The organism is Arthrobacter sp. TmtSoilC77 (genome assembly GCF_059739415.1).
Genome location: NZ_AP046050.1, coordinates 2,085,755 through 2,099,811 on the forward strand (window position 1 = coordinate 2,085,755; position 14,057 = coordinate 2,099,811).

A 14,057-nucleotide genomic window follows, 5' to 3' on the forward strand; every position below is an offset into this window, starting at 1 on the left:
TGCGGCAGGACATCTTGAGTCGGGACGGCGTTGCGGGCAGAGCGGAGATCGTGTGCGATTTTGGGTGGAGGGCTGTCCGACGTCGGGGTAAGTACACCCGCCCGGGGCTGAGCAAGCCAAGCATTCACGACGTGTCGTGGACACTCGGGCGCTCGCGGGGAGTGACAATCCACGTCTCGACCGAGGAATCGATGGTGATTCAGGGGGCACCACGGTCTGGCAAAGGGCTGTACGTGGTGATCAATGCAATCCTGGATGCTCCTGGGGCCGTGGTTACGACATCAACGCGCGCCGACAACTTGGTGGTCACGATGAGGGCCAGGATGTCACAGGGGAGACCCGTGACTGTTTTTGATCCTCAAGGAATGTCCGGGCTGCCATCGACTCTGCGATGGTCGCCTGTGCGGGGGTGTGCTGACCCGGACATTGCTACTCGCCGGGCGCTGGTCATCACTGCGGACACGGAGATGAAAGGCGAGAACGCGGCATGGCAGAAGCGCTCGCTGATCGTCCTGCAGTGCTTGCTCCACGCGGCAGCACTATCGGGAGAAGGAATTGGTGCCTTCCGACGGTGGTCCTCAAGTCCCGTGCTCGCTCGAGAAGCCCTGGACATCCTCGGTAAGCCTGGCGCGGCGCTCGGCTGGCAGGCAGACCTCATGGGGATCCTTGAGGACGATCCCCGCAACACATCGAACTCTTGGATTGGCGTCTCGGCTGCCGTCGCCCCGTTATCGTCCCCGCGGGTTTTGGCGGCACTGGATCCACAAGATGAGGCGGAGGAATTTGATCCAAAGAGCTTCATCCGACAGCGGGGGACTCTCTATTTGATTGGCACCCGATCCGGAGCTGCAGCTGCTGGGCCGTACCTTTCGGCTCTGATTGATGACATAGACAATGCTGCCCGCGATATGGCCTTTGTCTCCGCCGGTGGACGGCTGGATCCACCGCTGTCTCTGATCCTGGATGAAATAGCCAACCTTTCGCCCTGGCCTGGACTTCCGGTGGTGCTCTCCGACGGCGGCGGCATTGGTATCTCGACCCTGGTAGTCCTCCAGTCGCTTTCCCAGGCCCGGAGCGGCTGGTCTGTTGAGGAGGCGGCGACGATCTGGGATTCCGCGATTATCAAAGTGATCTTCGGCGGTGGCTCCGATGAGCGTGATCTGCGCTCGCTGGCGGGGCTACTCGGCGAGCGCAGCCTCATTGTGAACACTCGCTCTTGGTCTGCTCAGGGGCGACAAGACGGCGAGCAGATTCGGGAAAGCCCGGTGATCAGGCTTGACGAGATCAGGCGTCTTCCGATTGGCACCGCTCTCATGCTTGGACGGCGCACGCGCCCAATTCTCTTGGACCTGCGTGACTGGCACAAGCGTAAAGACGGTGCCGAGCTGGGCCGCTCGAAGATGGAGACGGAGCGAGAGCTGGCCGTCGGCCACCTCAACCGGCAAGCAGCGAACAAAGAGATTGAGTAATGAGCACACAGGGAGATGATTCTGACTTCGAGGTTGGTCGTGTGACGGACCTGGACGACGAACTGACGGCTGAACTGTTCCGGTCCTCTTTTCAACCCGCACCACGCAATGTCGGTGTCACGCATCGATGGCGCGACATGTCGTCGGCGCAGGCGGAGGTTGTGTGGCAGAGCCTGCTCGATTGGGTGCGCTGGTTTGTGGCGACCTACCAGCTGACGACCTCAGTTGTGCCTGACTGTTGGTGGCGGCATTCCGAGATAGTTGCCGAGCTCTATGCACTTCAGCGCGCAGAAATGGCTTCCTTCGCACCAGACGACTCGGGATTTGGTCCGCTGGCCTTCCACGAAAGGCTGCCACACGCCGTCGAACGTCTCCGGACGCATACCCGAACAGCAGGGTGCGTTGGACTTCAAAGCCATAAGGAACCGAGCCCGCGTGCGGTCACCGCCGATGCTGCTTTCGACGAATGGAAACTGAGCGCCCACCAGAGCCGCAGTTGAGCTTCGTCATGGCGTTCACACACATGCCGGACATGGAGAAGTGATCCCCTTTTTGGGGCTGGTTCAGAAGTATGAAGGATGGCTGTCGTGGCCGCTGCACATGATTCACATGACTCCCGCGGGGCTGACGCTGGCTCCTCTGCCGTTCGAATGTCCGCGGAGGATCGCATCGCCAACCTTACGGAGGGGCTTCACTCCGCCCTGGAGCAGGCGATTGACTCGCCCGCCCGCTGGCAGATTCTACTGGACGCTTCAGCGACGTTGTGGCGATATTCGGGCGGCAATGTCGCGCTCTTGATGATGCAGATGGCTCAGCGGGGAGCTGAAGAACCCACGCTTGTGGCCGGCTATAAGGAGTGGGCGCGCCATGGACGGACGGTATTGAGGGGCGAACACGCGCTGTGGATCATCGCACCGCGGACAGCAGCAATGCAGGAACTGACGCTGGCAGACGGTCAGCGAAAGCTTCTGCCGGTGAGCCAGGCAGTACCTACGGATGCAGTTAGCAGCGGCAAAAAGAACGTCATCACAGGTTGGCGTGGACAGGCAGTCTTTGATGTCACCCAAACTGAGGGAACGCCCCTGCTGGTGCCCCGACGGGGTGCTCAATCTGGGGCGAATCTGGACGAGCTGTGGCGATCTCTCTGCGAAGTAGCGAAGGAAAACGGCTTCAGGGTTGATGTGTCAGGCGTCCAGTACGGCTATACGAGTGGCTACACGGACTTCGACGCTCGTCGAATCCAAATTGGCCTTTGGATGAACACCGAAGAGCAGGTGGCCGTGCTTGCCCACGAACTCGGCCACGTCCTGTTGCACGGACCGGACGACAGTGTTGGTCGGCTATATGGCAGCAGCGCAAACCATAGGGGCTTGGCCGAAGTGGAAGCCGAGTCGGTCGCCTACACGGTCCTCAGGGCTCACGGCATCGATCGAGGGCCACAATCGGCAACCTACTTGGCTGGGTGGGCAGATGCCGTGATTAACGCCGAGCGGGACATGAAGCGGGTGACGCTGGAGGGTCGGGCGGTGACGTCTCGCGTGGACATCGCCAAGTCTGTCCTTGGGCGCGTGACAGCTGCTACCAAGGGAATTCTTGCAGTGTCCGACCCGCCGGGGTTTGGAGGGAAGCTAGCGGCAGTTGATGCGGGCCGAACCGTGACAGCTTCTTCCACATACGCCGGCGTCCCGGGTCCTGGCCCTTCGATGGGCGGTCCTGAGCTGGCCGGGCCCTGAGCAAAAAGTTGTCCGATGGGAGAAGCCCGTCGACAAGGAAAGGTAATGACTGTGAATACAAAGATTCCCATCACCATCGCAGGAAATCTCGTGGCCGACCCTGAGCTGACTATCGGCGAATCCGGTACACCGCATGCGAAGCTGCGGGTTGCCGTGAACCAACGGATCCAGAACCCAGATGGCACCTGGAGGGATGGCGAACCGGTCTTTCACAACGTGTCCGCGTTCCGAATGCTCGCAGAGAACGCCACCACATCACTCAAGAAGGGCGACCCTGTGACCGTGTCGGGAGAGCTTGAATTCCGCGCGTACGACAAAGACGGTGAGCGGCGCGAGGCTCGGCGCATCATTGCTGACACGATTGGGCCGGATCTCCGGTTCGGGACTGCCACTTACCAGCGGTCTGCACGCGCTGTGTCCGAGCCGGAAGTGGCGGTGGAGGCCGCCGGGCCGGAGGCGACGACCGCTACGGGCTGGCCGGTTTACAACGTGACGACGAAAAATCCGGTGGTGGCGTCCCCTTTAGGCGGGTCGCGGAATGACATGACGATGTGATCCGCTCTCTCCATGCTCAAGCCCACGCTGCCCGTGCAGCGTGGGCTTCTTCCTGCTCCGGAGCCATCCATTCGAATATATGTTCTAATCATTGTTCAATGATCTACGGCCGGGCTATCAAGTACACGCGATCGTATGGGATCATCGAGTGGGTGGATGACCTGCGGGTCTATCACGTCCAATGGTTTCCCGCAGGTCAGGTTAAGCGGGTAGACGCCGAAACATGGCGAGGGAGGCCCCTGTAGGCAACGGCCTCGAGTTGGATATCTTGAAACGGTGCCGCGGCTCCCAGTGAACGCCTTCTGGCCTACAGTTGCGGCGCCCACGCGAGGATCTGGCTACCTCTGATGAGATACGTCGCCGGCCATGGAGATCCTGGCCGCACTTGGTCTGGGTCCGGTCTGATGAGGAGAACGGAGCCGGGCCAGATTGGCTCGGGGAGTGCTTCGATCCAAGCGGGCTGCGTGAAGTCGAACCGATTCCACAGGATGGTGATCCACGAGCCTGTTGGCTGCAGGGCATCAACGCTGAGGACAGTGATCTCGGTAGTGGTCCCGCTACTGCTCTTGACGTTTTCGAGTTGCTGCCAGTGAGCATCTGTTGCGTTCTGCCAGACGCGTTGGTTGCGGAAGCGCAGGGCCCAATACAACAAGGTGACGAGACCCAAAGCCGCCACTCCTGCAAAGAACCAGCCGTTGCCGGGACCTGCAGAAGCAAGTGCCACCGCCACGACGGCGAGGACCAACGTCACCGCGCTCACGATAACAAGAGCGGGTGTTCCAACTCTGGGCTTGACGGTTGGGTTACTTTGCATTCGGGCCTCTGGTTCCAGTTTAAAGCTGCCAACCAGCGTTGATAAGGCTTGCGGGCTCCGGTGTGTTGACGGTGCCGGCATCAGCGTCAACTGCCTTCAGACTTGCGACACGAGCAAAACTGCGGTGAAGCTCGTTCCACTGCGAAAGCTGCTCCCACTCATACTCCGATGGGGCCGCACCCAAGGGCAGGGGAGAGTTGCCGACATTCCACCGATCCCGGTAAACAGCTACCTTGCGAACCAGTATCGCCGCTTCGAGTGGATCTGGGTTGGAGCCTAGCTTCTCAAACAAGGCCGCAGTCCAAGATGGCTCGTCCATCAGGGCGGATCGTCCGACGTATTCGATCCTGTTGTGGATTCTCTGGCGCATCTGGTTGAGCGCTGACTCGAGGTCCTGCCTTGCTGTGGTGAAATTCTCGGTGCGCGGATCAATCGCGGCCTGTGGCATTCCCTTGATGAACCGGCGGAGTCGGGAGTGGGCGATTGCCGCTGGATCCTCGGCGGTGCTGTCCGTTTGAAGGGCACCGGTCAAGACGCGGCGAGCGCCTGATCGATTGAAGCCGATAGCCCTTCGCCACGTGGCAACTGCAGCTCCCCAAGCAGGTGAAGTCAGAAATGCGCTTGATTTTCCGGCGGACACGTCTTCGATAGCCCGTGTCAGATCAGCGCCGGCCGCTATCTGGGCCAGGTAGTCATACTCCCGAGATAGTCTCTCGAGACTGTCCGCATGCGCCGTTTCAAAGGCGCGAACTTCGTGGGCAGTTCGCTCTGCCCCTTCTGCTGCCAGGACTTCTGCAAGGACCCCTCTCCAACCCGTTTGGGCGGCGGGGTCCAGGATTTCGTCTTCGTCGGGGTCGTTCTCACTGATGTATGCGGTGTTGGATTCCCGGCCCCGCGTCATGCTCACGTAAAGAAGTTCGCGGGTGAGGCGACCCGGAGTCACGACCGTGTGGGCGGTATCAACGGTGATGCCTTGGGAGCGATGGGCGGTGGTTGCGTAGCCCAGCTCCATGGACGACTGCAGATAAGAGAAACCGAGATGGACGATTGCACCTGTGAGCGTGTTGCGGGCTCTTAGGGACCCTTCACGTGCGTTGATATCGAGCACTTCCAATAGTGTGCCGTTTCGAACGAAAGCGCCTTGGCTATCCTGAAGCCTCCTGTCGTTGCGCCGCGCGATGATGATGTCGCCACTGCCCGCACGTAGGCGGTCTCTGAGCGCCAGAGTATGTTCAGCGTCAACAACTCCTTGGATCACCCTGTCAGCTTGGGCCCGTTCGTTGAGTATCTGGACGGTCTCATTGTCGGGTGCAATCAACACAGATCTTTGCCCTGAGAGCACATCGGCATGCCAGGAGGAGTATGCGCGGTCGACCATGTCCAGGTATCTGCCGTGACTGATCCGGCCGCGCCGCTCATACTCGCCCAGAACCGTCGCGTCACCGTCGCGCAAGCCCAACGACGCCGAACGTTCCCACTCGTTTCGAAACCGCCATATGGAGCTCAAACGGGCAGCTTTCCCTTGCCGATCCAACCAACCAAGAACACCGCCGGCATCGATTGAATCCAGCTGACCAGGATCTCCCACCAACAGGACCTTCGCATCACAATCCTGGGCCTGCCGAACGATCGCGGCGAGCTGCTGCGTCGACACCATCGACGCCTCATCAACGATGACTAGCTGATGCGGCTTGAACAACCACTGAATTTGCTCTGCCGCCAGTCGGGCAAGCCGTTGTTCGAGCACAGCAGCGAAGGCGTTGCGGGAACCCACGATCGATCCGATCCGCGACTGCGCTTCGAAGTACGCCGTGGCCCGATGGCTCGCCCCACTGCCAACAGACTCGAAAAGCCACTTTGAAACATTCTCAGCGACCATTCCCAGCCCTGAGCCAAGAACCTCCGCGCTCGCAGCCGCCGGCGCCAGACCGACAATGCTGCCTGTTCCGAATTCCGCTTCCCAAGCGGCCTTGATGGCACCGAGTGTCGTCGTTTTGCCTGTCCCGGCCGGTCCCACCAAAGCATCAAGCCGGTGTGCACTCAACAGGACCTCAGCAGCCGCCGCTCTCTGATCCTCATGCAGCTCAACGGGGCCGTTTGTTGTGTATGAAGCGAGTGATTCCATGGCGACGTGCGCACTCACCGCCGGCCCGCCGTCGTCGTTCCTTGCCGCAAGAATCTGATCCTCAAAGGCGAGCGTGGCCTCATCCGTGTAGAGGCGTGAACCGTGGAACTCGAAGACCATACGGTCTGCGTACCGCAGGTCATCACCCGCGCCGGCAGGAAGGCTGTATCGGTACTCGTTGAGCGGCACGGAATGCTGTTCGGCCGACGTCGCGACGGCGTCGATCATGACGTTGCGGTCTGCAACGGAGGCGCAGCGAATCTCGGCGCAAACGCGCTCTGCTTCTGCGATCAGGTTCCAGCGATTCCATGTGGACCGCTTGGCGGCCACCTGCTGTCTGGTGACAAGCCCGACGGCGGCAATCCAGTCAGGAGTGAAGTCACCAGTGTGGAACGGACGGTGGTGCGACCGCTGGATGGTGGAGGTTACGACGGTTTCGGGATCGAAACCCTTGAGTTTAGATCGGTTGCGCCATCGGGCGGAAACTTCGTGTAGGGGAGACGGGGCGGCCTCCTTGGGGTTTCGCGTTGAGAGTGTTGCCTGCTGTCGCAGCTTGACGATGGTTGTAGCACTCGGCGGTGTGCCGTGCTCCGCGGTCCACGCGTGCACCAGACGGTCGGTTTCAACATCGATGAGTCGTGATCGATTGGAGAACTCGCGAATCAGGGCATCATCTACTCCAGTGAGTTGCTGGCTCGGATGGTGTGTGTTCAGGGCGGGGGAGCGGATGTCCGTTTCCGTACCCAGGTTCTGGCCGAGAGCGTCGAAGAGCAATCCGTTGTAGTGCTCGCTCGCTGCAACTACTGCCTTGTACAGGCTCCGGGAATCCAAGGTGGCCCAGGCATTGTCAGTGATGCGCTGGACGCGGTTGGCGATCACGACGTGGGTGTGGAGTTGTGGATCGCCAGCTCGAGACTCCCAATGGTCGAAGGCCGCTGCGATGACTCCACGCGTGCCGAGGTGGGCGACGCCGTTACGGCCAGCGCGAGTGTTGATGACCAAGTCTTCAAGCCACTTCAGGGTTGCTTCCACGGCTTGGTGGTGGGTCGTGAGAATGTCTTCTTGGAGTTGCCGTGGGCTCAGGGCCCAAAGTGCGGAGACGGATTTGGGGACGCTGAATGTCAGGTCAAAACCGGCGACGGCGTGCCTAGGCTGGGATTGCCCTTGGGCCTTCTGGGCAATGTTGGCTTCGCCGTACGGGCGGCCAAGCGGTGTTTTCTTGTCTGGGTGTTCGGCTTTTTGGAAGATGGACCTCGCGGCGGATTCTGTAACTAGGTCACCCTTTGCGCGGTCGATTCCGTTGAGACCGCTGCCGACCCATCGACCTTGTGGTGTTCCCGCCTTGACGTAGTAGCCGATGGTGTCTTGGGGACTCGAGGGCTGATCGTCCAGCATCGTGGACTTGAAGAGGTACTTGAGACCCGACATCACAGACAGCCGGGCGATGGACATTGTCATGGTCGGCTGACTCTTGCTTGAGGCTTGCCGGGTAACCAACCTCGACGTCGGAGGATGCTTACGCTTGTGGCGTCGAGGGCAATTCCCTTTGCGCGTGAGAAGTGGAGCAGTGCAGCAGCAACGTGAGCCAGTTCCTGGACGTTCGTTCGTTGGGCGCGTTTGAGTCGCAGGACTTCGTTGTGGAGGAGGTTGTTCTTGGCTTCTGACTCTGCGTAGATCGCGTGGAGGCGCTCGAGTTCCGAGGACTGGTTCCTGAGCTCGGTGGTGAGACGGTCGATGCGCTCTCTGCAGATGGCGTCGATCTCTGCCGGTGTCGTCTTCCTATTCACAGCTGTTCATTGATGCGGCGGGTCACTTCACCATGACGCTAAGTGCTTCGATGACGAGTTTGGCCTTGGATGCCAGAGGTGTGAGGGAAGGTGGGGCCTGTGAGAGGGGCGATCGCTGCTGTGGTCTCTTTCTCGTGCAGAAGGGAGGCGGCCCAGGGCAGACAACTCTGTCGGTCAAGGGTCTGATTGGCAGGGATTGCTTGAAGGACGCCAATCTCCTGCCATTTGCGCAACAGGCTGTTTCGCAAATTTGGCAAACGCTTTGTCGGCCGCGCTGTCCTCGAAGAGTCTGAGCCTAGAGATTCGAGAGTCCAGTCTGCGCCTGGACAATGAACAAGCACCCCTGAGGAAAGTCCCACGAGAACCAGAATCTGTGCTGGATAGCGCCGATAAGCACCGCGGCGGCTTCTTTTGTAGTCGCCGCTTACACAGGTGTGAATCTAGTGGTTTTGGCGGTTTAGCTGCTCCGTGGTCATTCGGTAGGTTGAGGGCCCGGATAGCTGCCTGGGTTCAACGTAGATCAGGAATCCTTCGGACTTTTCGTAGATCCTGCGTGGGTGGCCGCCGTCTGAGGTGATCCAGACGGCAGATCCGTCAGGCATTGCGTGTTCGACGATACCTGTTCGCACAATGTCACCGTTGTGTCGGATCTCGACGAGAGCTCCGACGAGATCTTCCCAGTTTGCGTGCCTATAACAGGTCACGAGTGTTCCAGCTTTCTTCTGATGGGAGGACTGGCGGTCACCAGCCTGCGGTGACAGCCAATCACTTCAGTTGGTGGCAGTGGCTTTGATCCGATTCCGGATTTGTTTCTCAACGTCTTCCTGATGGGGGAGTCGCTGGAGTGTTTCCAGGGCTTCGGATTGAGGGATCACTACGATGCCGTCCCGGTCGCCGATGACTATGTCGCCGGGGTTGCATACGACGTTGCCGCACGCGACGGGCTTGCCGACGACACCGGGGCCGTTCTTTGAGGGCCCGGCGGGTACCGTGGCTTTGGCGTAGAGGGGGAGGCCCATTTCATTTATCTCCTCGATATCGCGCACAGCCCCGTCGATGATGACACCGGTTACACCTTTGTTGAGGCAGATCTCCGCGAGGATGCCGCCGAAGACCGAACGGTTAGTGACTCCGTTGCCCGAGATGACCAGGACGTCACCGGGTTTGGCTTCGTCAAGGCCACGGTGGATGGCGAGGTTGTCCCCTTCCCAAATCTGGATGGGCAGAACCCCGCCGGCGAGACGGATGTCGGGGGTAAGGCAGCGGATGTCGGCGGACATCATATCTAGACGGTTCCGGACATCGCCGATGAGGGCTGGAGGGAAGGCTGCCAGCGACTGGATGAGTTCCTGGGATGGTCTGGGCCACTCCGGGTGGACGGAGATGTTTTCTGCGGAGACGTTGATGTACATCAGGGACTTTCTGGCTTAGGCGTGGGTCGGGCGGAGAGCAGGGTTGTTGACCGGGTGTTCCGGGGGATTGCCGGTGAGGACCAGTCGGGTTTCGGCCCAGGCCCCGGCCCCGGCTTCGAGGAAGGCTTCATCGGTTTGCCCTGCGATGTGTGGAGTCAGGATCAGTCCTGGAGTGGTGGCGTGCGGGAACGGTGTGTGATTGAGCGGGTCCTTCATGTCGACGTTCTCGGCTTCGAGGACGTCGAATGCCGCTCCGGCAATTAGCCTCTTGTTGAGGGCTTCCACCAACGCCGTTTCGTTCACGAGCCCGCCCCGTGAGGTGTTGACGATGAAGGCATTCTTTTTCATGCGGGCCAGTTCAGGTGCCCCGATCATGTGGTGTGTTGACGGGAGCAGGGGTGCATGGATGCTGATCGCGTCTGCCTCGGTGATCAGTTCATCCAGTGACACCAGCTGTGCCCCACTAGCTTTTACATCCTCGTCCTTGACGACAGGGTCGCAGGCCATGACGCTCATACCGAAGCCTTGGGCGATCGCTGCGACCCGGCGCCCTATGGCTCCGAAGCCGATAATGCCCATGGTGCGGCCGGAGAGCTCGAAGCCAATCAGATCTGCTTTGGCTTCTGACCAATTCCCGGTCCTCACGGAGTTCACGGCTGCGGGTATGCGTCGCGCGCCGGAGAGCAGAAGTGCGAAGACGTGCTCGGCCACGGCGTTGCTGTTGGCCCCGGGCGTAGTGGTGACCCACACTCCTTGCTCGGTTGCGGCGTCGATGTCCACGTTGTTGGTGCCGACACCGTGGCGGGCGATGATCCTCAGCTGCGGGGAGGCCTCGATGATGTTCTTGGTGAAGTTCTCGGCTCGGAGGATCACCGCTTCAACGTTCGTGCTGACGTCAAGGTAATCCACTTTTTCCGGGCCGAAACCGAGGTGGACAGTTGCTGCTGCCTGTATATCAGCCAGCACGGCAGCGTGGATGGGGTCGGAGATATATATCTCGGTCATGGGAAACAGGGCCTAACGGTAGAGATGATCGGAGGGATCGTGGTTCGGTTTCACGAGCAAACCGACCACAAGGAGGCCAATGACGCCGGCGACAACCAAGACAAACGCGGGCACAAAGGTGTTCCCGGTGAGGTCAATGAGCCAAGTGGCCAGGTAAGGGCCTGCACCGCCGCCGATGACTGCACCGATGCTGTGACCGAACGCGACGCCGGTGTGGCGGACGCGGGTGGGATAGAACTCGAGCATGGAGCCATAAGTGCCGGCTTGGCAGAGGGCGTACGGAATGATGCCCAGCCCCAGTCCCAGGAGTGCCAAGACGAAGGAATGCTGGTTCATCAGCGCGAATGAAGGGATAGAGATGATGGCGTAGGCCAGGTAGGACCAGAGCAGCACCTTGCGCCCACCAATGCGATCACCCAATTGTCCGGCGAAGGGAATCAGTACGGCGGCGAAGATTACGGCAAGCAGAACAATGGTTGAGGCTTCGCTTTTCTTGAAGCCGAGGACCTCACTGAAGTAAACCGCAACGAAGACTGTGCCGATGTAGGTGCCCAGATTCTGGACCAAGGAGATGGTGGTGACTTTTGCCAGCGCCCTCGGGTACTTGGACAAAACCTCGCGGAAGGGCTTCTCGGAGGTAGTGTCTTTGTCCTTGATCGCCGTGAATTCGGGACTGTCTTCTATCTTCAGACGCAGGATCAAGCACAGGACGCCCAGGGGAAGGGCAAGGAGGAACGGGATGCGCCAACCCCAGTCCGTCATGGCAGCAGCCGGCATGAGAGAAGCAGCAAGGGCAGCCAAACCTGCTGCGAGACCCTTTCCAAACTGTGCGATGCCAGGAATCATCGAAACGTAGAGTGAGCGCTTTCTCGGTTCGGCCCACTCCCGGATGTACGCCGCGGCGCCACCGATCTCACCGCCGGTGGAGAAACCCTGCAGCATGCGCAGGACCACCAGCAGAATCGGTGCAAGGACACCGATCTGGGCGAAGCCGGGCAGGAGACCCGTAAGTGTAGCGGCGGCCCCCATGAGGGAGATGCTGGCGATCAGGCTGTACCGACGGCCCCGGCGGTCACCTAGGCGGCCGAAGAATATGGCACCGAGGGGTCGGACCACAAACGCTGAGCCGAAGACAAGCAGGGTGTTCAACAGTGACACGACCGGGTCTTCACTGGGGAAGAACACCGTTGCCAGTGTCGCGGCAACATAGCCGTAGACACTGAAGTCGTAGTACTCGATGAACGTACCGAAGGCGGCGACGCCAGTGGCTTTCTTGGCCTTTTTACGACGCTCCAGGTCAGGAGCGGTGAGGGTTGGGGTGGTCATCCGAAGACCTCTCTGTCTTTAGATAAATGGGACAACGTCCCATTTCGTGTTGATGGTTAAAGAATGCATGTGCTCCATGCCACTGTCAAGATGATTGGAAACCGGGAGGTGGACGAGCCCGGGGAAGCAGCAGCCCGCCGTAGGGTGCCGTGAGATACTGCGGTCATGGAAGAACCCGCACGCTCTAATCCGCGCGATGGCTCAGCCGAGCTCTTCGCTGTACTTGAAGCGGTGATCAGCCGTGCTGGGTACGGGTGGGGAGTTCGCGAACTCGCTGAACATCTCAATGCGAGCAAGAGCACCATCAGCAGGAATTTGAGCAAGTTGGTCGAAGAGCGCCTACTGTCCCGTGATGCCACCAGCACGTACTCGGTGGGGCCCCGACTGCGGGTTCTGGCCCAAACACTCCATGAACGCCACCCCCTGTTGGCCAAAGGCTCCCGACTTCTGGCCCAACTCAGCAAGGACACAAATGCCACGGCACTGCTGGCCATTGCATCGAATCTTCCCGAAGAGTGTTTCGTGTTGATTTCCCACGAACCAGATTCCCCGGTGCGGTACACCCTCCGGCCAGGGAGCAGGCTTCCTATTCACGCCGGTGCGCTCGGGTTGGCGATCCTGTCACGTCGTGGAACGACAGGGCTGCCCCAGCATCTACCCAAGTACACCGAGCATTCAATGGAAAGCCTCGATCAGGTCAAACAAGCGCTTAAAGACCACGCCGAGCTGGGGGCAGTGGTCAGTTTAGGGCAGCACATCCCTGACGCAGCCGGCGTCGCTGTCCCGTTCAGCGTCGGCGAACACATGGTAGGTTCTATCTCCCTCTCGAGGCCACGCAATGAATTTGATGAAACGGGCATTAACGAGACCGCAGACTTACTCCGGACCACCGCATCCGAGATCGAATCGGCTACACGAACCGCCCTGAACGAGCCAGGTCCGCGCCAGAAGCGCGACCTCGGCGCCGCGACCTCAATAGAGCGAATATCGCGGCTTCTGACCGAACTGTGTAGCCGACCGTTGGCGGACCTGGGTTCCGGAAAACTTGCCGACGTGGTCGGCGCCGGATCAGTTGCCGCCCGCCGACTGGCGGACTCGGCGGCAGAATCAGGTTTGTTGACACAGATAGGACCTAGGAACTGGATCGCAGGCCCTGCCCTCCTGCGGTGGGCCGCTGAGCTAGGGCCCCAAACAAAGCTCACTGACCTGATCGGAGACGAACTGCGGGACCTGGCACAGCAAACGGGGGAAACCGTGGGGCTGGTACTTCTGGACGAGAACACCCACGCGGCTCACATGGCAGCAACGTTTGCCGGTTCAGAGAGCGGAGTCCGTTACGTATTAGAAATAGGGTCTCAAGTACCTCTGCACGCAGGTGCCGCGGGCAAGGCCATCCTGGCTTACCTGCCTGCAGCGTCGAATAAAATGGATTTGCAAGCGTTTACCGGGCGGACCGTAACCGACCCCGCAGAGTTACAAGCAAATCTTGAGCAGATACGAAACCGTGGGTGGGCCATTGGCGACGGCGAAAGAATCCCCGAGGCGCACGGAACAGCCGCCCCCTTCTTCATTGACGGAAACATCAGAGGATCACTGACCATAACCGTGCCCCGCTACCGAATCCAAGACTCAGCACCAGAAGTCCTGGCCCAGGCAGTACAAGCCAGCGCTGCGCGCGTGACGAAACTGCTCTCCACCGAAAATGCCTAAACGGGCAAGGGAATACTGGGCTTATTGGCCGAAATGTTCTAAATATCAAGGTAGTGGTGGGCCCGCCGTCCAGGAACATCAAAATTAGAAAAGATCAGATTCATGTTGTGACCCTTCTGGG

Annotated in this window: 12 protein-coding genes; 5 read left to right on the forward strand and 7 right to left on the reverse strand. The window is 60.0% G+C overall.

The genetic code is table 11. From position 1 onward, the window contains the following. Positions 1 to 191 precede the first annotated feature (191 nt). From AC6I99_RS09620 to AC6I99_RS09635, 4 genes are all read left to right on the forward strand, one after another. Positions 192 to 1,469, forward strand: a complete 1,278-nt coding sequence (locus AC6I99_RS09620; protein WP_497961948.1) for a type IV secretory system conjugative DNA transfer family protein — start codon at positions 192 to 194, stop codon at positions 1,467 to 1,469. Then, positions 1,469 to 1,969 carry a hypothetical protein gene (locus AC6I99_RS09625; protein ID WP_497960877.1) on the forward strand — a complete coding sequence of 167 codons (501 nt, stop codon included), beginning with the start codon at positions 1,469 to 1,471 and terminating at the stop codon, positions 1,967 to 1,969. The genes AC6I99_RS09620 and AC6I99_RS09625 overlap by 1 nt, the downstream gene beginning before the upstream one ends. 87 nt (positions 1,970 to 2,056) lie before the next feature. Further along, complete coding sequence (locus AC6I99_RS09630; protein ID WP_497960878.1) at positions 2,057 to 3,202, forward strand: ArdC-like ssDNA-binding domain-containing protein; 1,146 nt, start codon at positions 2,057 to 2,059, stop codon at positions 3,200 to 3,202. A 45-nt stretch (positions 3,203 to 3,247) separates the two neighbouring features. After that, a complete protein-coding gene (locus AC6I99_RS09635; protein WP_497960879.1) occupies positions 3,248 to 3,757 on the forward strand; it encodes a single-stranded DNA-binding protein in 510 nt (169 codons plus the stop codon). 307 nt (positions 3,758 to 4,064) lie between these two features. Here the strand turns inward: AC6I99_RS09635 and AC6I99_RS09640 are convergent, their stop codons facing one another. The 7 genes from AC6I99_RS09640 to AC6I99_RS09670 all read right to left on the reverse strand — a co-directional run bounded on the left by AC6I99_RS09640 (position 4,065) and on the right by AC6I99_RS09670 (position 12,226). Next, a complete protein-coding gene (locus tag AC6I99_RS09640; protein ID WP_497960880.1) occupies positions 4,065 to 4,508 on the reverse strand; it encodes a hypothetical protein in 444 nt (147 codons plus the stop codon). An 82-nt stretch (positions 4,509 to 4,590) separates the two neighbouring features. Beyond that, the gene (mobF, locus tag AC6I99_RS09645) at positions 4,591 to 8,154 is read right to left on the reverse strand and encodes a MobF family relaxase (protein WP_497960881.1); all 3,564 of its coding nucleotides are present in this window, start codon (positions 8,152 to 8,154) and stop codon (positions 4,591 to 4,593) included. Continuing rightward, complete coding sequence (locus AC6I99_RS09650) at positions 8,151 to 8,483, reverse strand: hypothetical protein (RefSeq protein WP_497960882.1); 333 nt, start codon at positions 8,481 to 8,483, stop codon at positions 8,151 to 8,153. The genes mobF and AC6I99_RS09650 overlap by 4 nt, the downstream gene beginning before the upstream one ends. 440 nt (positions 8,484 to 8,923) lie before the next feature. Beyond that, positions 8,924 to 9,085 carry a hypothetical protein gene (locus tag AC6I99_RS09655; protein WP_497960883.1) on the reverse strand — a complete coding sequence of 54 codons (162 nt, stop codon included), beginning with the start codon at positions 9,083 to 9,085 and terminating at the stop codon, positions 8,924 to 8,926. Between the two features lie 168 nt (positions 9,086 to 9,253). Further along, on the reverse strand, positions 9,254 to 9,895 hold the full coding sequence (locus AC6I99_RS09660; protein ID WP_497960884.1) for an RraA family protein: 642 nt from the start codon (positions 9,893 to 9,895) through the stop codon (positions 9,254 to 9,256). 15 nt (positions 9,896 to 9,910) lie between these two features. Further along, entirely contained in the window at positions 9,911 to 10,900 is a 990-nt protein-coding gene (locus AC6I99_RS09665) for a hydroxyacid dehydrogenase (protein ID WP_497960885.1), read from the reverse strand. Positions 10,901 to 10,912: 12 nt separating this feature from the next. Further along, on the reverse strand, positions 10,913 to 12,226 hold the full coding sequence (locus tag AC6I99_RS09670; protein ID WP_497960886.1) for an MFS transporter: 1,314 nt from the start codon (positions 12,224 to 12,226) through the stop codon (positions 10,913 to 10,915). Between the two features lie 165 nt (positions 12,227 to 12,391). Here AC6I99_RS09670 and AC6I99_RS09675 point away from each other — a divergent pair, with 165 nt between their 5' ends. Further along, complete coding sequence (locus AC6I99_RS09675) at positions 12,392 to 13,936, forward strand: IclR family transcriptional regulator (protein ID WP_497960887.1); 1,545 nt, start codon at positions 12,392 to 12,394, stop codon at positions 13,934 to 13,936. The last annotated feature ends 121 nt before the right edge of the window (positions 13,937 to 14,057 follow it).

What these genes read in the sequence shown, in the direction of transcription:
- AC6I99_RS09670 (WP_497960886.1), bottom strand. Translation starts at nt 12,226, where the DNA reads ATGACCACCCCAACCCTCACCGCTCCTGACCTGGAGCGTCGTAAAAAG.
- AC6I99_RS09620 (WP_497961948.1), top strand. Translation starts at nt 192, where the DNA reads ATGGTGATTCAGGGGGCACCACGGTCTGGCAAAGGGCTGTACGTGGTG.
- AC6I99_RS09675 (WP_497960887.1), top strand. Translation starts at nt 12,392, where the DNA reads ATGGAAGAACCCGCACGCTCTAATCCGCGCGATGGCTCAGCCGAGCTC.
- AC6I99_RS09665 (WP_497960885.1), bottom strand. Translation starts at nt 10,900, where the DNA reads ATGACCGAGATATATATCTCCGACCCCATCCACGCTGCCGTGCTGGCT.
- mobF (WP_497960881.1), bottom strand. Translation starts at nt 8,154, where the DNA reads ATGACAATGTCCATCGCCCGGCTGTCTGTGATGTCGGGTCTCAAGTAC.
- AC6I99_RS09635 (WP_497960879.1), top strand. Translation starts at nt 3,248, where the DNA reads ATGACTGTGAATACAAAGATTCCCATCACCATCGCAGGAAATCTCGTG.
- AC6I99_RS09660 (WP_497960884.1), bottom strand. Translation starts at nt 9,895, where the DNA reads ATGTACATCAACGTCTCCGCAGAAAACATCTCCGTCCACCCGGAGTGG.
- AC6I99_RS09625 (WP_497960877.1), top strand. Translation starts at nt 1,469, where the DNA reads ATGAGCACACAGGGAGATGATTCTGACTTCGAGGTTGGTCGTGTGACG.
- AC6I99_RS09655 (WP_497960883.1), bottom strand. Translation starts at nt 9,085, where the DNA reads ATGCCTGACGGATCTGCCGTCTGGATCACCTCAGACGGCGGCCACCCA.